At 64.9% G+C, this 17,483-nt stretch carries 15 protein-coding genes and 1 pseudogene; 13 read left to right on the top strand and 3 right to left on the bottom strand.

The annotated features are described in order from the left end of the window. Positions 1 to 93: 93 nt before the first annotated feature. Positions 94 to 1,107, top strand: a pseudogene (locus AC1ZV1_RS00740) (cache domain-containing protein); the annotation flags it as partial. A gap of 177 nt (positions 1,108 to 1,284) precedes the next feature. After that, positions 1,285 to 2,022, top strand: a complete 738-nt coding sequence (locus tag AC1ZV1_RS00735; RefSeq protein WP_484297679.1) for a methyl-accepting chemotaxis protein — start codon at positions 1,285 to 1,287, stop codon at positions 2,020 to 2,022. Between the two features lie 471 nt (positions 2,023 to 2,493). Here AC1ZV1_RS00735 and AC1ZV1_RS00730 read toward each other — a convergent pair whose 3' ends face one another. From AC1ZV1_RS00730 to AC1ZV1_RS00720, 3 genes are all read right to left on the bottom strand, one after another. Further along, positions 2,494 to 3,084, bottom strand: a complete 591-nt coding sequence (locus tag AC1ZV1_RS00730) for an IMPACT family protein (RefSeq protein ID WP_484295093.1) — start codon at positions 3,082 to 3,084, stop codon at positions 2,494 to 2,496. After that, positions 3,081 to 3,752, bottom strand: a complete 672-nt coding sequence (locus tag AC1ZV1_RS00725) for a TetR/AcrR family transcriptional regulator (protein WP_484295092.1) — start codon at positions 3,750 to 3,752, stop codon at positions 3,081 to 3,083. Before AC1ZV1_RS00725 ends, AC1ZV1_RS00730 begins: the two co-directional genes overlap by 4 nt. A gap of 130 nt (positions 3,753 to 3,882) precedes the next feature. Further along, positions 3,883 to 4,719 (bottom strand): outer membrane protein OmpK, encoded by an 837-nt coding sequence (locus AC1ZV1_RS00720; RefSeq protein WP_484295091.1) that lies wholly within the window; start codon positions 4,717 to 4,719, stop codon positions 3,883 to 3,885. 576 nt (positions 4,720 to 5,295) lie between these two features. Between AC1ZV1_RS00720 and AC1ZV1_RS00715 the strand changes: the two genes are divergently transcribed. From AC1ZV1_RS00715 to AC1ZV1_RS00665, 11 genes are all read left to right on the top strand, one after another. Next, positions 5,296 to 6,087 carry an AraC family transcriptional regulator gene (locus tag AC1ZV1_RS00715; protein WP_484295090.1) on the top strand — a complete coding sequence of 264 codons (792 nt, stop codon included), beginning with the start codon at positions 5,296 to 5,298 and terminating at the stop codon, positions 6,085 to 6,087. 133 nt (positions 6,088 to 6,220) lie between these two features. Next, a complete protein-coding gene (locus tag AC1ZV1_RS00710; RefSeq protein WP_484295089.1) occupies positions 6,221 to 7,411 on the top strand; it encodes a hypothetical protein in 1,191 nt (396 codons plus the stop codon). A gap of 337 nt (positions 7,412 to 7,748) precedes the next feature. Then, positions 7,749 to 9,056 carry an MFS transporter gene (locus AC1ZV1_RS00705; RefSeq protein WP_484295088.1) on the top strand — a complete coding sequence of 436 codons (1,308 nt, stop codon included), beginning with the start codon at positions 7,749 to 7,751 and terminating at the stop codon, positions 9,054 to 9,056. A gap of 159 nt (positions 9,057 to 9,215) precedes the next feature. Beyond that, positions 9,216 to 9,839, top strand: a complete 624-nt coding sequence (locus AC1ZV1_RS00700; RefSeq protein WP_484295087.1) for an ABC transporter ATP-binding protein — start codon at positions 9,216 to 9,218, stop codon at positions 9,837 to 9,839. Beyond that, complete coding sequence (locus AC1ZV1_RS00695; RefSeq protein WP_484295086.1) at positions 9,836 to 10,636, top strand: ABC transporter permease; 801 nt, start codon at positions 9,836 to 9,838, stop codon at positions 10,634 to 10,636. Before AC1ZV1_RS00700 ends, AC1ZV1_RS00695 begins: the two co-directional genes overlap by 4 nt. Before the next feature lie 41 nt (positions 10,637 to 10,677). Then, positions 10,678 to 11,361, top strand: a complete 684-nt coding sequence (locus tag AC1ZV1_RS00690; RefSeq protein WP_484295085.1) for an SDR family oxidoreductase — start codon at positions 10,678 to 10,680, stop codon at positions 11,359 to 11,361. Between the two features lie 152 nt (positions 11,362 to 11,513). Then, positions 11,514 to 12,872, top strand: coding sequence for an 8-oxoguanine deaminase (locus AC1ZV1_RS00685; protein WP_484295084.1), 1,359 nt, complete (start codon positions 11,514 to 11,516; stop codon positions 12,870 to 12,872). 492 nt (positions 12,873 to 13,364) lie between these two features. Beyond that, a complete protein-coding gene (locus tag AC1ZV1_RS00680) occupies positions 13,365 to 14,552 on the top strand; it encodes a methyl-accepting chemotaxis protein (protein WP_484295083.1) in 1,188 nt (395 codons plus the stop codon). A gap of 169 nt (positions 14,553 to 14,721) precedes the next feature. Next, complete coding sequence (locus tag AC1ZV1_RS00675; RefSeq protein WP_045213473.1) at positions 14,722 to 15,087, top strand: response regulator; 366 nt, start codon at positions 14,722 to 14,724, stop codon at positions 15,085 to 15,087. An 11-nt stretch (positions 15,088 to 15,098) separates the two neighbouring features. Further along, positions 15,099 to 17,003: a chemotaxis protein CheA gene (locus AC1ZV1_RS00670; RefSeq protein ID WP_484295082.1), complete on the top strand. Its 1,905-nt coding sequence runs from the start codon at positions 15,099 to 15,101 to the stop codon at positions 17,001 to 17,003. Continuing rightward, positions 16,990 to 17,475: a chemotaxis protein CheW gene (locus AC1ZV1_RS00665; RefSeq protein ID WP_484295081.1), complete on the top strand. Its 486-nt coding sequence runs from the start codon at positions 16,990 to 16,992 to the stop codon at positions 17,473 to 17,475. Before AC1ZV1_RS00670 ends, AC1ZV1_RS00665 begins: the two co-directional genes overlap by 14 nt. Positions 17,476 to 17,483: the final 8 nt, after the last annotated feature.

Raw genomic sequence — 17,483 nt, 5'->3', positions numbered from 1 at the left:
TTTTTCCCGCCGCCGCCGATACACTCAACGACCCCGTCTCTTCGCCCGCCCCCCCGCGGGCGTTTCGTTGTGCGTTCGGAGGAAAACAAGAACATGCGCCTGCGAAGTATCCAGACCCAACTCATCCTCAGCATGGGCGCTGCCCTGCTCATCAGCCTGCTCATCGTCCTCGGCCTGTATGCCGTACTGGTCAATCGCCTCAGCGAGCGCTACCTGCTCCAGCAGGCGCTGCCGGCGAGCATCCAGGCGATCGCCAACGACTTCGAGAAGCGCCTCACCGGCCCCATCACCGCCGCGGCCGGCATCGCCGACAACACCCTGGTGCAGGACTGGCTGGCCGCCGGCGAAAGCCCGGAGAAACTGGCCGAGTTCACCCGCTACCTGAGCGGCATCCGCGCCTCGCAGAAGGCTTTCGCCGCGCTGATCACCTCCAACGCCAGCGGCGCCTACTACAGCGACAAGGGCAAGGAACGCACGCTGAGCCGCAGCGATCCGAAGGACAGCTGGTACTTCCAGTTCATCGACAGCGGCAAGCCGCGCATGTGGAACATCGACACCGACGGCAGCACCGGCGAGCTCGCGCTGTTCATCGACCAGCGCGTGGAGCGTGACGGCAAGCTCCTGGGTATCGCCGGCCTGGGCCTGGAGATGCGCGAGTTGTCGACGCTGATTCGCGACTTCCGTTTCGGCCAGTCCGGCCGCGTGTACCTGGTGAAGAACGACGGCCAGGTACAGATCCATCCTGATCCCGCGCTGCCCAAGGGACGTAACCTCGGCGACCTGATCGGCGCCAGCGCTGCCAGCGCGCTGCTCGGCCAGCAAGGCTTCCACAGCGCCCGCTTCGAGCGCGACGGCGAGGACTACCTGGCCGCCAGCCTGCCGCTGCACGACCTCGGCTGGACCCTGGTGAGCGAAGTACCGGAGGCGGAGATCTACGCCGATGCCCGCGAGGCGCTGGCCTTATCCGGCCTCGCCGGAGCTCTGGTCGCCCTGCTCTGCCTGGCACTGGTGGTGCTGATGGCGCGCAGCCTGGCCAGGCCGATCCGTCAGGTCACCAGCGCCCTGCTGGAGATCGGCGGTGGCGGCGGTGACCTGACACGTCGCCTGGATGACAGCCGTGCCGACGAACTGGGCGACCTGGCCCGCGGCTTCAACCGCTTTCTCGAAGGCCAGCGCGCACTGATCGGCGCCGTGCTCGCCACCAGCCAGCAGTTGCTGCGCACCGTCGGCGAAGTGGCGCAGGTGGTGGACAACACCGCCGATCGCGCTGGCCGGCAGCAGGAAATGACCGACATGGTCGCCACCGCGGTGAACGAAATGGGCAGCACGGTGCAGGAAATCGCCCGCAACGCCGAGCAGGCCGCCAGTGCCTCGCAGCAGGCGCGCGAGGAGGCCGGCGAAGCGCGGCGGGTGGTCGGCGGCTCCCTGCAGGTCGGCCAGCGCATGTCCGGAGAGATCGGCGAGGCCGCCGGCGCCGTGGGCGAGCTGGCCGGGCAGGTGGCGAGCATCGACCAGGTGCTCGCGGTGATCCGTGGTGTTTCCGAGCAGACCAACCTGCTCGCCCTCAACGCGGCCATCGAGGCAGCGCGCGCCGGCGAACTGGGCCGCGGCTTCGCCGTGGTCGCCGATGAGGTGCGCACGCTGGCCAGCCGCACCCAGGGCTCCACCGACGAGATCCTCGCGATCATCCAGCGCCTGAAGGACGGCGCGGAAGCCGCGGTACGCTCGATGCAGTCCAGCCAGCAGACCACCGGGCAGAGCCTGGCCGCCAGCGAACAGGCCGGCGCCTCGCTGGGCGCCATCGCCGACCAGGTGGAACGCATCAGCGACATCAACCACCAGGTCGCCACAGCCACCGAGGAGCAGTCGGCGGTGACCGAGGAGATCAATCGCAACGTGCAGGGCATCGCCGATCTCGCCCACGCCACCACCCGCGAAGTGCAGCACGGGCGCGAGCAGTGCCGGCAACTGCGCAACCTGACCGACGACCTGGCGCGGCAGATGGCACAGTTCCGCCTTTGAAGGCTCTGGCACCGGCGTTGCGCCGGTGCCTTTTCCCCAGAGTTACCCACAGATTTTCCAAGCGAAGCGGCAGGCTTTCCGCTATAGCAGGCGGGTGATGGCGGCCGATCAGCGCACGAAGTGTCACGCCAGCGAGACACCTTGCCCACAACTTGCCCACAGATTGTCCAGAGACTTGCCCCCACCCCTGGACAGGCTACCTGCCAATCCGCCGAAAAGCCCGAACCCAGGCCCTGCAAGCCCTGCATCAGCCCAACGAATAACTCACCGAACGCTCGGAGGTGACAACGCGCGCCGTATCCGGGGTATTTCACCCACATCTTATCCACAGCTTGTTCATATTTTGCTCAACAGGGCGAAGACCGATTGCTCAAAAAATGATCGATGATCCGCAGGCCACGAAGCACTTGGGCAGGAGAAGTCCTGCCACAGGTTATCCACAGGCGGTTCCACGACAATTGGGGAGAAGGATCAGGTGTCCAGCAACGCCGCCTGAACGCGACCGCGGCTGAGGTCGTTGAGCAGTTTCTGCAGCGGTTCGACCTGGGTGGTCGGCAGGTTCAGCGTCATGCGCACGCCTTCCGCGCCAAAGGTCTCGTCTTCGACGCTGGCACCCAGCGCCAGCACCCGCGCCTTGAACAACGCGTGCTCGGCAAAGCTGCAGTCGAACGCCAGCCGGCTGCTGGGTACGAGCTCGATGCGCTCGGCGTCCTGCAAACATTTCGCCGCGCAGCCGCCATAGGCGCGGGCCAGACCGCCGGTACCGAGCTTGATGCCACCGAACCAGCGACTGACCACGACCACCACGCGGTCCATGTCCTGCCCTTCGATGGCGACCAGCATGGGGCGGCCAGCGGTGCCGCCGGGCTCGCCGTCATCGCTGAAACGGTACTGGTTACCCAGCTTCCACGCCCAGCAGTTGTGCCCGGCGCTGGGGTCGCGGTGCGCAGCGAGGAAGGCCTGGGCCTCGGCCTCGCTGGCGATGGGAGCAGCGACGCAGTGGAAGCGGCTCTTGCGGATGTATTCTTCGTACACCGCAAGGCCGGCGAGGGTGAAGCTCATGCGGAGGCTGGCGGCGGCGTCAGCCCGCAACCCTTGAGGATGATGCGGATGAGGTTGTCGCTGGCGGCGCTGAAGTCCTGTTTGGACAGGCGCTTGCGGCCGGTGACGAAGCCGATCTGGGTGGCGAAGTCGGCGTAATGCTGGGTACTGCTCCAGATCAGGAAGATCAGGTTCACCGGGTCCACGGCCTCCATCTTGCCGGCGTCGATCCAGGCCTGGAACACGGCGGCGCGGCCGGAGAACCAGGTGCGGTAGTCCTGGCTGAAGTGCTCGGACAGGCATTCGCCACCGCTGATGATCTCCATCGCGAACACCCGCGAGGCCTGCGGGTAGCGACGGGAGAACTCCATCTTGGCGCGGATGTAGGTGGCGAGCGCGATGGCCGGGTCATCGTCCACGGTGAGGTGGTTGAAGGTGCTGTCCCACAGCTCGAGGATGTTGCTCAGCACCGCCACGTACAGCCCCAGCTTGTTGCTGAAGTAGTAGTGCAGGTTGGCCTTGGGCAGGCCGACGCGCTGGGCGATGGTGTTCATGCTGGTGCCCTTGAAGCCGTGGCGAGCGAACTCTTCCTCGGCGGCGGCGAGGATGGCTTCCTCGTTCTTCTGGCGAATGCGGCCGGCGGGCTTTTCGCCGTTGGTCGCGGTATGGGCGGGTACCTGGAGGGTCATGCGGGATGTCCGTGCATTGAGCGGGGGCGCTGCATGGATAACCCAGCACGGGAGGCGGCATCAAGGGCCGTCGATGACTTTCTGCGCCGGAGCGCAAAGGCCCCGCCATGACGGCAGGGCCTTTCCAGCATCAGAAGTGGTACTTGACCAGTGCGCTGACGGTGTTCTGGTCGGTGGTGAAGTACTGCGAATCCTTGATGCCGTACTTGTCGGACCAGTAGTCGTACTCGATACCCACGTACAGGTGCTTGGCCTCGTAGCCCAGGGACTTGCCCAGGTCGTACTTGAGCTGCGGGTTGAAGTGCAGGTTGGCGTGGTAGTCGCTCTGGTTGCGCTCGCTGGAGCTGGCGCTCTTGTTGTTGACGACCCAGTCCATGAAGCCGTCGAACAGGATGTCGGAGTTGCCCACCGGGATGGTGATGGCCCAGGCCGGGGTGACCTGCCAGGCCCCGGACGGCACGCGGTTGCCATCAGGCTTGCGGTAGTAGAAGTTCAGCTGGAAGTAGTCGAAGCCCGGCAGCGCCAGGTCGAAGCCCGGGCCAACCAGGTAGGACTCGACGTCGCCTTCGCCGAATTCGTAGGTGGTGGCCAGCAGCACGTCCTTGACCGGCCCGAAGGACAGGTCGGCACCGGTGATCTTGCCGAACGACAGGCGCGGGCTGAACTCGCCGTAGTAGGTGTTCTTGCCGTTGGTGGCGCTTTCTTTTCCGTTGTAGTTGATCTGGTCGACGAAGAACCAGATGTCACCCCAGGTCCAGGCGCTCGCACTCTCGAAGGTGAAGGTCTGCTGGATCGGCGGGTCTACCTTGAAGTTCTTGCCCCACAGGTAGGTCAGGCTTTCGTTGTGCCAGATCAGCGGGCCGTCGTTGGAAGCCGGCGCCGGGGTCAGGTCTTCACCGCCAGCCATGGCCTGCCCGGCCGCGAGCAGCCCGCCGGCGAGCAGCAGGGATGCGAGAGTGCGAGTCATGCGTTGCTCCTAATCAGTGCAGTCGTGTTGCGTTTTTAATTGTCGGTGGAACCTGTCCGGTTGGTCAGGCCTGGCGAGGAAAAGCAAGATTGGCGCCAATCCTGACCAGATGTTCCACTTTTATGACGAACCCCTTCAGGTCCGCTCCTTTGGCAGGGAAGACGCAGGTGCACGGGCCGGGCCATTTCCTGACTCACAGGACAACTTCGCCTGTTTCGAGGGCATCGGCCCCAGCAGGAGGCACTGAAATGGCGATCGCCGACCGGAAGATTGGATACACGACGAACATGTGTTGAAACGAATCAACACAATTTATGTATACAACTATCCTGTGGGAAATCTACACAACAGCCGCAGGACCACACCACGCGTTTTTCCGGGCGCGGATAATGCCAGACAAGGGCCTTCACCACACCTGCCAAAGTGCCTCGGACCGCCCGGCGGTCGCCTTGCCGGAGGCTTCCTCCCGGTGTCGAACGCCGCCGTTCGGGACGGCAATGGCTCCGATCCGGCTTGAGGCACGTGGAGCGGCCTGCCAGACTGCGCCATCCAGCGACATTACCTGCAGATAGATCGATGAAAGGACAAGCTCCCGAACTGCAACGCCTGATCCCCGTGCTCGACCGCCTGCCCCGGCCGGTCTATGCGCGGGCCGAGCGGCTGCGCGCGGGCTCCTGGACGAGCCGGCACCATCACGCCTGGGTCCAGTTGTCCTATGCGATTACCGGGGTGCTGGGTGTACACACGGCCGAGGGCAGCTTCTTCGCGCCGCCACAGCGGGCGATCTGGATTCCGGCCTTCCTCGATCACGAAGTGGTGACCTCGACCCAGGCGGACATGCGCAGCCTGTATATCCGCGACGACGCCTGCCAGTGGGCGCCGGACCGCTGCCGGGTGCTGGAGGTGACGCCGCTGGCCCGCGAGCTGATCAAGAGCTTCTGCGAGCTGCCGGTGGATTATCCACAGGGCGACAGCGCCGACTCGCGACTGGTGCAGGTGCTGCTGGACCAGTTGCGCCACCTGCCGGAGGTTGCCTTCTCCCTGCCGATGCCGCAGGAAAGCCGCTTGCTGCAGTTGTGCCAGACGCTGATCGACCACCCCACCGACAGCCACACGCTGGGCGACTGGGCGCAGCGCATCGGCACCTCGGAGAAGACCCTGTCGCGGCTGTTCCAGCGCGAAACCGGGATGACCTTCCGTCTCTGGCGCCAGCGCCAGCGCCTGCTGGCGTCCCTCGGCTCGCTGGAAGCCGGCGACAGCGTGACGGCGGCGGCGCTCGACTGCGGCTATGACTCCACCTCGGCGTACATTGCGTCGTTCAAGGGCTTGTTCGGGTTTACGCCGGGGGAATTATTCAAGCAGCGCTGAATCCTGAGTCAATCGCCTTTGCCAGGTCGGCACTATCCGACATCAAATCCAAATGGCGCTGCCCAGTGTGCGAAAAAGATCATGCTTCCGTTATACTCGCCACACGTAGAGTACTCACTAACGGCCGGACTTCATGCAAGCAGACAGCATTGAAATGCATAACTGGAAAATAGGATTATCGGACAGCCTAGTTCAGTATTTTCGCTCGCCCGCCATCCTACACCCTGCCGCCGCGTTCATTTCAGCACTCCTGATATATACAAACCTCAGAGCGACGGAAGCAACAGGGTGGACCACTCTCGGGATAATTATTTTCGGAATCCTGACTCTTATACGAGCACCTCGCTTTATAGTATACGGCGCTCTGGCCATTGGAATGGTATCACTCATTGGATGGTATGTTTGCGTTGACGCATTAGGGCCACAGGCAAATGTCGCTGATCGAGCAGAGGCGGTCATTATATCGGCCCAGGCTCTTATTAATGGTGAAAACCCATGGTCACACGCCACACACTACTCCAACCCAATCACTACCGGACCATCCAGTATTCTCCTCGCACTGCCCTGGGTCGCCACCACTGGTAATCTCTCTGAGATTACCTTTGTACTCTGGGTGACATTCCTGGCCTTCATGCTGATCGGCGATTGCATGGCAAGGAACAATCTCTTCCCCGTGGGCTGCCTAATCACGCTGATCCCTGTTTCCGGCTTTTTTACCACATGGCATCTGGCGTTGGATGAGCTGTACTTTGCCGCGATTCTACTTCCCTCAGTGTGGTTCTTGCTTAGAATGAACTGGTTCTTCGCTGCTGGCATGGCGATGGGTTTCCTGCTACTAAGCCGGGCAAATTATGCCTTTGCCGTTCTGGCGATCGGGGTTTGGTGGATGTGGAGCGGAGCATTCAGTTGGGCTCGCTCCTGGAAACTATTGGCAGGTGGAGTATTTTATTGCATAGCCACTCTTTTGCTATTTTGGTTCATTGGCGGCGAGCGCTTCCTCAAAGTGAATTTTATCACCATCAATTCGACAATTGGCTCCGCTGCCATTTTCATTCCAGACTACATTGCTAAAAGTGAATGGTTATCCCAGGCAGTTGGCGCGCTGACAAATTCCAACGCTCGGCTATTGCTCGCGATATCTATCTGTATAGGGATCTGCTGGAGGTTACGAGGCTCCGAGAATCCATTCTTCCAGGTGGCAGCCTCTATGTTTGTCGCTCACACGGTCGTCTTCTACCCTCAATACTTGGATAACTATATTCTTCTATTTGTAGTCCCAATGATATATGGAGTCATGTACTTAAGACCCGCAAGAGCGGAGTAAGAAGCAGCGCTTTTCGCTAAGCCAGGGTCACGATCCAAGCCAGCCCGTCCTATGTTGTTTGAGACTTGGTACGCCAAGTCTCAAATCTTCACAGCTGTACCTCTGCAATAAGCCTCGCGCCACTGAGCGGATTTCCGCTCAGTGCCCCCTATCGCTCAGCATATCTCTGCCGACGCGCGCCCCTCCAATACACGTGCACCTCAGTAACGGTGTGGCTTCTACCAGTTGGCACGCTGCCTGCTATCGCCCTCGACACTGCGCCGCCCTCGCGGCGCGCCGGCGTGACGTTCCGAGTAGTCCGCACGCCTGACGACAACAACGACAAAGAGGAATACCCATGGATAGCGCAAGCGCCGTCTCCGCTTCTGCCGCACCCCGCACGACTTCCCAGCGCATCAAGTCGATCTTCAGTGGCTCGGTCGGCAACCTGGTCGAGTGGTACGACTGGTACGTCTACGCCGCCTTCTCGCTGTACTTCGCCAAGGCGTTCTTCCCCCAGGGCGACATGACCGCCCAGTTGCTGAACACCGCCGCGATCTTCGCCGTGGGCTTCCTCATGCGTCCGATCGGCGGCTGGCTGATGGGCATCTACGCCGACCGCAAGGGCCGCAAGGCGGCGCTGCTGGCCTCTGTGCTGCTGATGTGCTTCGGCTCGCTGATCATCGCCCTGACCCCCAGCTATGAAACCATCGGCGTCGGCGCCCCGATCCTGCTGGTGCTCGCGCGCCTGCTGCAGGGCCTGTCGGTCGGCGGCGAATACGGCACATCCGCGACCTACCTGAGCGAGATGGCGAACAAGGAGCAGCGCGGCTTCTTCTCCAGTTTCCAGTACGTCACCCTGATCTCCGGCCAGCTCATCGCCCTGGCGGTGCTGATCGTGCTGCAGCAGACCCTGACCACCGAGCAGCTGGAAAGCTGGGGCTGGCGCGTGCCGTTCTTCATCGGTGCCCTGTGCGCGGTCGTGGCCATGTTCCTGCGTCGCGGCATGGAAGAGACCGAGTCCTTCACCACCAAGAAGGAAGAGCCCAAGGAAAGCCTGATGCGCTCGCTGCTGCGCCATCCGAAGGAAGTCCTGACCGTGGTCGGCCTGACCATGGGCGGTACCCTGGCCTTCTACACCTACACCACCTACATGCAGAAATACCTGGTGAACACGGTGGGGATGAGCAAGAACGACTCGACCATGATCTCGGCGGCCACCCTGTTCCTGTTCATGCTGCTGCAGCCCATCGTCGGCGCGCTGTCGGACAAGATCGGCCGTCGTCCGATCCTGATCGCCTTCGGCGTCCTGGGCACTGTCTTCACCTACCCGATCCTCAGCACCCTGCACACCATCGACACCTGGTGGGGCGCGTTCTTCCTGATCATGGCCGCACTGGTCATCGTCAGCGGCTACACCTCGATCAACGCCGTGGTGAAGGCCGAGCTGTTCCCCACCGAGATCCGCGCCCTGGGCGTGGGCCTGCCCTACGCGCTGACCGTGTCGATCTTCGGCGGCACCGCCGAGTACGTGGCGCTGTGGTTCAAGAGCATCGGCATGGAGAGCGGCTTCTACTGGTACGTCACCGCGTGCATCGCCTGCTCGCTGCTGGTCTACGTGACCATGAAGGACACCCAGAAGCATTCGAAGATCACCACCGACTGATTGGGCTCCTTGCTCAGGCCCCGGCGCACACGCCCGGGGTTTTTTATCCACAAGGCCCGGCTCATGCCGGGCCTTGTCGTTCCGGGACCCGGCATTTCACATTGCCGCGACACCCGCCCTTGATATCCTCGCCGGCGACTCTCCCGGCAGATCAGGCCCATGAACCCTCCGCAGATTCCCCTCGGCCCGTTGCAGGCCCGCGCGTTGCGCGGCGCGTACAGCGGCCCCTTCGATCTCGACCTGGCGCCCGGCCGCTGCACGGTGCTCAGCGGACCGTCGGGCATCGGCAAGAGCCTGCTGCTGCGCATGCTCGCCGACCTCGACCCGAACCAGGGCCGCGTCAGCCTCGCCGGCGTCGACCGCGAAAGCCTGCCGGCCAGCACCTGGCGACGCCTGGTGACCTACCTGGCAGCCGAGTCCGGCTGGTGGGAGGACGACGTCGCCGCGCACTTCGGCGATCTGGACGCCGTGCGCCCGTTGCTGCCACAGGTGAACCTCGACCCGGCACTGCTGCAGGCCCAGGTCATGCAGCTCTCCACCGGCGAACGGCAACGCCTGGCGCTGCTCCGTGCGGTCGTGCAGAACCCCCGCTTCCTGCTGCTGGACGAACCGACGGCAGCGCTCGACCCGGACAGCCGCGAGGCCGTCGAACAACTGCTGCGAGGCCTGCAGGCACACGGCACGGGCCTGCTGCTGGTCAGCCACGACGCCGAACAGGCACGTCGCCTGGGCGATGTCCGGCTGCTGCTCGACAGCCAGGGGCTGCGCGAGGTCAGCGTATGACGCCACTCCAGCTGAGCCTGCCGGAACTGGCCCTCGCGGCCCTGCTGATCGTCGCTGCCGCCGCGTTGTCCTGGGCACTGCGCCTCGGCCTGCAGCGCACCCTGCTGATCTCCGCCGTGCGCCTGGTGGTGCAGCTGGTGCTCGTCGGGCTGTTCCTGCGCCAGGTGTTCGCCCTGTCCTCGCCCTGGCTGACCGCCCTGGTGGTGGCAGGCATGCTCGCGGCCGCCACGTTCGAAGTCGGTTCCCGTCAGCGGCGCCGCCTCGCCGGTTTCTGGCACCTGGGCATCGGCGGCAGCACGCTGGGTGTCGCCACGCTCGGCATCGCGCTGTTCGCCCTGTCCAGCAGCCTGCGCCCGCAACCCTGGTATGACCCGCGCCACGCCATTCCCCTGGTGGGCATCATCCTCGGCACCGCGATGAACGCCGCGAGCCTGGCCCTGAACCAGGTCTTCGCCAGCGTCACCCGCGAGCGCGCCGCCATCGAGGCGCGCCTGGCGCTCGGCGCGGATCGCTACACCGCGCTGGATGGTGTGCTGCGCCGCGCCCTCTACACCGGCCTGATCCCCACGCTGAACCAGATGGCCGCCGCCGGCATCATCACCCTGCCGGGCATCATGACCGGGCAGATTCTCGCCGGCATGGACCCACTGGACGCCGCGCGCTACCAGATTCTGCTGATGTTCCTGCTCACCGCCGCCGGCTTCGCCACCGCCCTGGGCGCGGTCTGGCTATCGGCCTGGCGGCTCACCGACGAGCGCGACCGGTTGCGCCTGGACCGCCTGCGCGCGGAGAACTGAGCAGGTATGCTGAGGGCTTTTCAACGGTACCGGAGAACGCCATGAGCACTGCCAAATCCGCCCTGATCATCGGCGCCTCGCGCGGCCTCGGTCTGGGCCTGGTGCGCGAGCTGCTGGAGCGCGGCTGGGACATCACCGCCACCGTGCGTGACGCCGCCAACGCCGGCGAACTGGCGGCGCTGCCGGTGCGCGTCGAATCCCTGCTGCTCGATGACGCGCAGTCCCAGGACCGCCTCGCCGAAGCCCTGGCCGGCGCCCGCTTCGACCTCATCTACATCAACGCCGGCATCTACGGTCCGCCGCACCAGTCGAGCATCGACGCCAGCCTCGCCGAGGTCGGCCAGCTGTTCATGGTCAACGCTATCGCCCCGCTGCGCCTGGCCGAACGCCTGCTGCCGCGCCTGGATGCCGAACACGGCGTGCTGGCCTTCATGACCTCGGAACTGGGCAGCGTCGCCGGCAACCAATCCGGCGGCATGGCGCTGTACCGCGCGAGCAAGGCAGCGCTCAATTCGCTGACCCGCAGCTTCGTCGCCGAGCTGGGCGAGACCGGCATCACCCTGCTCAACCTGCACCCGGGCTGGGTGCGCACCGACATGGGCGGCGAGTCCGCGCCGCTGGACGTGCCGACCAGCGTGAAGGGCCTCGCCGACCAGGTCGAAAGCCACGCCGGCCGTGGCGGCCAGTTCTACCTGGACTACCAGGGAACGACGATCGACTGGTGACGGCTCGCGCCGTGGGCGTTACCATGCGCCCACGTCTGACTTCCGGGTCAACGGACCTGGATCAGCAGACAGGGTGAACACTGAGCTGGCTTCCCATGACCCCATGGAGCCGGATCGCTACGAACGGCTCCGTCCGTTTGGAGAACTCACCCATGTCTTCCCCGCGTCTCTGGCTGCGCAACCCGCTGGCCATCTTCACCGCCAACGACCTCGACGCCCGTGGCGGCCTCGTGGTCCAGGACGGCCGCATCGTCGAACTGGTCGCCGCCGGCCAGCAGCCTTCAACTCCCGTCCAGCAGACCTTCGACGCCAGCCAGCACGTGCTGACGCCCGGCCTGATCAACACCCACCACCACTTCTACCAGACCCTCACCCGCGCCTGGGCGCCGGTGGTCAACCAGCCGCTGTTCCCCTGGCTGAAGACGCTCTACCCGGTGTGGGCGCGGCTGACCCCCGAGCAGCTCGGCGTGGCCACCCAGGTCGCGCTGGCCGAACTGCTGCTGTCAGGCTGTACCACCGCCGCCGACCACCACTACCTGTTCCCCGACGGTCTGGAGCAGGCCATCGACGTGCAGGCCGGTGTGGTCCAGGAACTGGGCATGCGCGCCATGCTCACCCGTGGCTCGATGAGCCTGGGCGAAGCCGATGGCGGCCTGCCGCCGCAGCAGACCGTGCAGAGCGCCGAGGCCATCCTCGACGACAGCCAGCGTCTGATCCGCGCGTACCACCAGCGCGGCGAAGGCGCCCAGGTGCAGATTGCCCTGGCGCCCTGCTCGCCGTTCTCGGTCACCCCGGAAATCATGCGTGCCAGCGCCGAACTGGCCGAACGCGAGGACGTGCGCCTGCACACCCACCTCGCCGAAACCCTCGACGAGGAAGACTTCTGCCTGCAGCGCTTCGGCCAGCGCACGGTGGATTACCTGGACAGCGTTGGCTGGCTCGGCCCGCGCACCTGGCTGGCCCACGGCATCCACTTCAACGACGAGGAAATCCGCCGTCTGGGCGAAGCCGGTACCGGTGTCTGCCACTGTCCCAGCTCGAACATGCGCCTGGCCTCGGGCATCTGCCCAACCGTGGCGCTGGAAGCCGCCGGTGCACCGGTGGGCATCGGCGTGGATGGCTCGGCCTCCAACGACGCGTCGAACATGATCCTCGAAGCCCGCCAGGCCCTGTACATCCAGCGCCTGCGCTATGGCGCCGAGCAGATCACCCCGGAACGCGCCCTGGGCTGGGCCACCCGGGGTTCGGCGAAGCTGATCGGCCGCAGCGACATCGGTGAGCTGGCCGTGGGCAAGCAGGCCGACCTCGCGCTGTTCAAGCTCGACGAACTGCGCTTCTCCGGCAGCCACGATCCGCTCTCGGCCTTGCTGCTGTGCGGCGCCGACAAGGCCGACCGGATCATGATCGGCGGCACCTGGCGCGTGGTGGATGGTGAGGTGGAAGGCCTCGACCTCAAGCGCCTGATCGCCGACCACACCCAGGCGGCGCGCCAGCTGCTCGGTACGCTGTAAGCCCCCGACCGGGAGCATCCTGCGCTCGAGTCTCCCCTCTCCCCCGCCCTCTCCCTGAAGGGAGAGGGAGCTGTCCGTGCCGGCTGACGCTGCCGTTTCATCCTGCACCGAACGGTCCCCTCGCCCTTAGGGAGAGGGAACCAGGCAGAGAGAGTCGGCGGGAGGCAGTTGCGATCCGCCTCTGTCTCACCTCTTCACCGTGGCTCCGGATGCCATCCCGGCCGGCACGTTTTGTCATCGAAAAATCGCTACAGCCCGCGTCACACAAGGCCTGCGAGCTACCGCCCGTCGCCCTCCGGACAGCGACGATGAACGGCCATTCAGCGAAAACCCCTCTAGATCAAGGGTCTATCCCTGGTGACGGGAATGTGCCGCCAGTTTGACATCACCCAACGGCACTCTAGTTTTAAATCGCTGGGCCGAATTCCTGCTCAAGACGTTGTCAGCAGCCGTTTGGCCCGGATACCGGCGCCCGGCAATGGAGTGCACTGAATGCGCGATTCACAGTTGAGCCCCCAGGCGGTTCAAGCAGCCAGCCAGGATTGGCCACGGCGCCTCATCATCCAGACCCTGCCCTGGGCGGTCGTGGCTGTACTGTGCGCGGTTGGCGTGCCGTTCTGGTGGATGCTGCCGGTGGGCTGGCTCTCGAGCCTGGTGCTGAGCAGCCTGCTGTGCGGTACCGGGAAGGCCGGCGGCGATGCCCAGGCGACCAACCTGCGCAACGACGAACTGCCGCACTGGCGACCACTGCAGGAAGGCATGGAAGGCCATCTGGCTTCGCTCAACGGTCATACCCACCAAATCGACAGCCTCCTGCACCAGGCCATCCGCCAGTTGACCGACAGCTTCCATGCCCTCGCCGAGCGCATCGACACCCAGCGCGGCCTGTCCCACTCGTTGATCGAGCGCTACGACGGTCGCGGCCACATGGACGGTGACATCGACTTCCAACGCTTCATCCACGCCACCCAGGAAACCCTCGGGCTGTTCGTCGAAGCCACCCTGGAAACCAGCCGCACCTCGCAGCAACTGGTGGAACGCATGGACCGCGTGACCCACAAGATCGCCGAGATCCTGCAGTCCACCCAGGACATGGACGCCATCGCCAAGCAGACCAACCTGCTGGCCCTTAACGCCGCCATCGAAGCCGCCCGCGCCGGCGAAAGCGGCCGGGGCTTTGCCGTGGTGGCCGACGAGGTCCGCGCGCTGTCGACCCGCTCCACGCACTTCTCGCAAGCCATTCGTGAACACGTCGACGTGGTCTACCACGAGATCAAGGATGCCGAAGGCGCCATCAGCCAACTGGCGGACAAGGACATGACCTTCGCCCTGGATTCGCGCCAGAAGATCCAGAGCATGCTCGACGACCTCGACACCATGAACCAGCACACCGTGAAGGTGGTGCAGGAGCTGGACCGCATCTCCCTGGAAGTAGGCGACGGCGTCAACGCCGCAGTCACCGCCCTGCAGTTCCAGGACATGAGCAGCCAGCTGCTCGGCCAGATCGGCAAGCACAGCGCCCGCCTCGGCGCCCTCGCCGTCGGCCTGGGAGCGCTGGATGGCCGCGAACCCGGCGAGTGGGGCGAACGCCTGCGCGGCGAAGTCGCCGAGCTCGGCCGCCCTCTGAGCAACCCGGTCGCCCAGACCAGCCTCAACGCTGGCGAGGTGGAACTGTTCTGACCTGAAGGCAACGCAGGAGCCCCGACATGCTGCAGCCCGTCTTCGAATACCTGGCCAACCTCGCCCTCATCGGCTGAGCCCCACACACCATTTCCGCGCGCCGGGATGGCGCGAGCTTTCGTGCGCCTGGCGACAACAAACGCATTGCAATCCGAGGAGAACCAACGCAATGGGAAAGCAGATTCTGATCGTCGATGACTCGGCCTCCATCCGGCAGATGCTGAGCTTCACGCTCAAATCCGCCGGCTATGAGGTGGACGAGGCCGTGGACGGCAAGGACGGCCTGGGCAAGGCCCAGCGCAAGACCTACAACCTGGTCTTCACCGACCAGAACATGCCGAACATGGATGGCCTGACACTGATCCGCAGCCTGCGCGACATGGCCGGCTACCGTGGCACGCCGATCCTGATGCTCACCACCGAATCCAGCGACGCCATGAAGCAGCAGGGCAAGAGCGCGGGCGCCACCGGCTGGCTGGTGAAGCCGTTCGACCCGCCGAAACTGCTGGAAGTGACCCGCAAGGTCCTGCCCTAGGGGAACCCTGAATGGCGACCGGAATGGAGCAATTCCTCCAGGTGTTCTTCGAGGAAACCGACGAACACCTGGCGACCCTCGAACTCCTGCTGATCGGGCTCGACCTCGATCAGCCGGACGCCGAGACGCTCAATGGCATTTTCCGCGCGGCCCACTCGATCAAGGGCTCCAGCGGCATGTTCGGCTTTGAAGACCTGACCGCCGTGACCCACGAACTGGAAACCCTGCTCGACCGCATCCGCTGCGGGCAGACCGCCCTGCACGCGGACATGATCGGCGTGTTTCTCGAAGCCCGTGACGTGCTGCAGCGCCTGCTCGATGCGCACCGCAGCCAGATACCCGATCCGGACGTACCGGTGGCCGCCACCGTGGAACGCCTGCGCGCCTGGCTCGCGGAGCCTGTCGTGCATGCTGCCGATGAGGGTGTCGGCTTGTTCGATGAGCCGCGCCTGGCATCTGACGCCAGCGCCAGCGACGACGCGTTCGGTTTCTTCGATGATGCGCCCGGCACTCCCGGCGCCAGCACAACCAGCGCCAGCAGCGATGACGACTTCGGTTTCTTCGGCGACGCCCCCGGCGCGCCGGACGCCAACCCCGTCGAGCCCTACGGCATCTTCGACAAGGCGCCTGGCGCCCCCGCGGTGGCTGCACGGGTTGCAACGCCCAGCGAACAGCCCAAGGCCGCGCCCGCCGCAGCCGCCAAGCCAGCCACCCGCACCGACAGCGAATCCAGCTCCATCCGCGTCAGCGTCGAGAAGATCGACAGCCTGATCAACCTGGTGGGCGAGTTGGTGATCACCCAGGCCATGCTCAGCCAGCTCAGCGAAGACCTCGACCCCACGCACTTCGAGCGCCTGCAGCAGGCCCTGGCACAACTGGAGCACAACACCCGTGACCTGCAGGAATCGGTGATGTCGATCCGCATGCTGCCGATCAGCTTCATCTTCAGCCGCTTCCCGCGCCTGGTGCACGACACCTCCGCGCGCCTGGGCAAGCAGGTCGAGCTGATTCTGCACGGCGAGCACACCGAGCTGGACAAGAGCGTCATCGAAAAGCTCAGCGACCCGCTCACCCACATCGTCCGCAACAGCATCGACCACGGCATCGAGACACCCGCCGAACGCCTGGCCGCGGGCAAGCCGGCCCAGGGCTCGGTGAAGCTCGCCGCCAGCCACCAGGGCGGCAGCGTGGTGGTGGAGATCTCCGATGATGGTCGTGGCCTGTCCCGCGAGCGCATCCTCGCCAAGGCCCGCGAAAAGGGCCTGCCGGTGCACGACGGAATGAGCGACGCGGAGGTCTGGCAACTGATCTTCATGCCCGGCTTCTCCACCGCCGAAGCGGTCACCGAGCTCTCCGGCCGGGGTGTGGGCATGGACGTGGTGCGGCGCAACATCCAGGCCATGGGCGGACGGATCGATATCGATTCGGCGCCCGGCATGGGCACGCGCATGAGCATCCGCCTGCCGCTGACCCTGGCCATCCTCGACGGCCTGATCGTCGCCGTGGAGAAGGTCAATTACGTCGTCCCGCTGACCTACATCGTCGAATCGCTGCAGGCCCGCGCCGACGACGTGCGCGGACTGGCCGGCGAGGAATCGACGGTGATCCGCGTGCGTGGCGAATACCTGCCGCTGTTCTCTCTCAACCAGTTGCTGCGCATTGGCGCGGACCCCGTGCCGCCGGAGCGGGGGATCGTGGTGATCCTCGAATCCGAGGGCAAGAGCTTCGCGCTGCAGGTGGACGAACTGGTTGGCCAGCAGCAGGTGGTGATCAAGAGCCTGGAGCAGAACTTCCGCCGGATCGACGGGATCGCCGGCGCCACCATCATGGGCGACGGCAGCGTTGCCCTGATCCTCGATGTCGATGCCCTGCCACGCCTGGCGGCGCAAGGAGAAACCACCCATGAGCGCAGCTGAAGCCACTGTCGCGACAAGCCCCGCGCAGGAATACCTGACCTTCACCCTGGGCCGCGAGGAGTACGCCATCGACATCCTGCGCGTGCAGGAGATCCGTGGGTACGACCAGGTCACGGCGATCGCCAACGCACCGGCCTTCATCAAGGGCGTGATCAACCTGCGTGGCGCCATCGTTCCCATCGTCGACCTGCGCATCAAGTTCAACCTGGCGGACATCAGCTACGACCAGTTCACCGTGGTGATCATCCTCAACGTCGGCCGGCGCATCGTCGGCGCGGTGGTGGACTCGGTCTCCGACGTGATCGCCCTGGCCGGCGACGAGATCAAGCCACGCCCCGAATTCGCCGCCAGCTTCGACACCGAGTACCTGCTGGGCCTGGCCACCGCCGGTGAGCGGATGCTCATCCTGGTGGACATCGAAAAACTCATGACCAGCCGCGAAATGGCGCTGGTCGACGAAACCGCCGCCTGATCGCGACC

The sequence above is a fragment of the Pseudomonas sp. BB438 genome, assembly GCF_057180225.1.
Note: the sequence above shows the minus strand (reverse complement) of the source record. Positions and strands in the feature narration are given on the sequence as shown.

Bases quoted from the DNA above. Each gene is read 5' to 3' on its own strand.
- AC1ZV1_RS00685 (WP_484295084.1), top strand. From the start codon at position 11,514: ATGTCTTCCCCGCGTCTCTGGCTGCGCAACCCGCTGGCCATCTTCACC.
- AC1ZV1_RS00700 (WP_484295087.1), top strand. From the start codon at position 9,216: ATGAACCCTCCGCAGATTCCCCTCGGCCCGTTGCAGGCCCGCGCGTTG.
- AC1ZV1_RS00735 (WP_484297679.1), top strand. From the start codon at position 1,285: ATGACCGACATGGTCGCCACCGCGGTGAACGAAATGGGCAGCACGGTG.
- AC1ZV1_RS00690 (WP_484295085.1), top strand. From the start codon at position 10,678: ATGAGCACTGCCAAATCCGCCCTGATCATCGGCGCCTCGCGCGGCCTC.
- AC1ZV1_RS00705 (WP_484295088.1), top strand. From the start codon at position 7,749: ATGGATAGCGCAAGCGCCGTCTCCGCTTCTGCCGCACCCCGCACGACT.
- AC1ZV1_RS00675 (WP_045213473.1), top strand. From the start codon at position 14,722: ATGGGAAAGCAGATTCTGATCGTCGATGACTCGGCCTCCATCCGGCAG.
- AC1ZV1_RS00725 (WP_484295092.1), bottom strand. From the start codon at position 3,752: ATGACCCTCCAGGTACCCGCCCATACCGCGACCAACGGCGAAAAGCCC.
- AC1ZV1_RS00715 (WP_484295090.1), top strand. From the start codon at position 5,296: ATGAAAGGACAAGCTCCCGAACTGCAACGCCTGATCCCCGTGCTCGAC.
- AC1ZV1_RS00680 (WP_484295083.1), top strand. From the start codon at position 13,365: ATGCGCGATTCACAGTTGAGCCCCCAGGCGGTTCAAGCAGCCAGCCAG.
- AC1ZV1_RS00695 (WP_484295086.1), top strand. From the start codon at position 9,836: ATGACGCCACTCCAGCTGAGCCTGCCGGAACTGGCCCTCGCGGCCCTG.
- AC1ZV1_RS00730 (WP_484295093.1), bottom strand. From the start codon at position 3,084: ATGAGCTTCACCCTCGCCGGCCTTGCGGTGTACGAAGAATACATCCGC.
- AC1ZV1_RS00710 (WP_484295089.1), top strand. From the start codon at position 6,221: ATGCAAGCAGACAGCATTGAAATGCATAACTGGAAAATAGGATTATCG.
- AC1ZV1_RS00720 (WP_484295091.1), bottom strand. From the start codon at position 4,719: ATGACTCGCACTCTCGCATCCCTGCTGCTCGCCGGCGGGCTGCTCGCG.
- AC1ZV1_RS00670 (WP_484295082.1), top strand. From the start codon at position 15,099: ATGGCGACCGGAATGGAGCAATTCCTCCAGGTGTTCTTCGAGGAAACC.
- AC1ZV1_RS00665 (WP_484295081.1), top strand. From the start codon at position 16,990: ATGAGCGCAGCTGAAGCCACTGTCGCGACAAGCCCCGCGCAGGAATAC.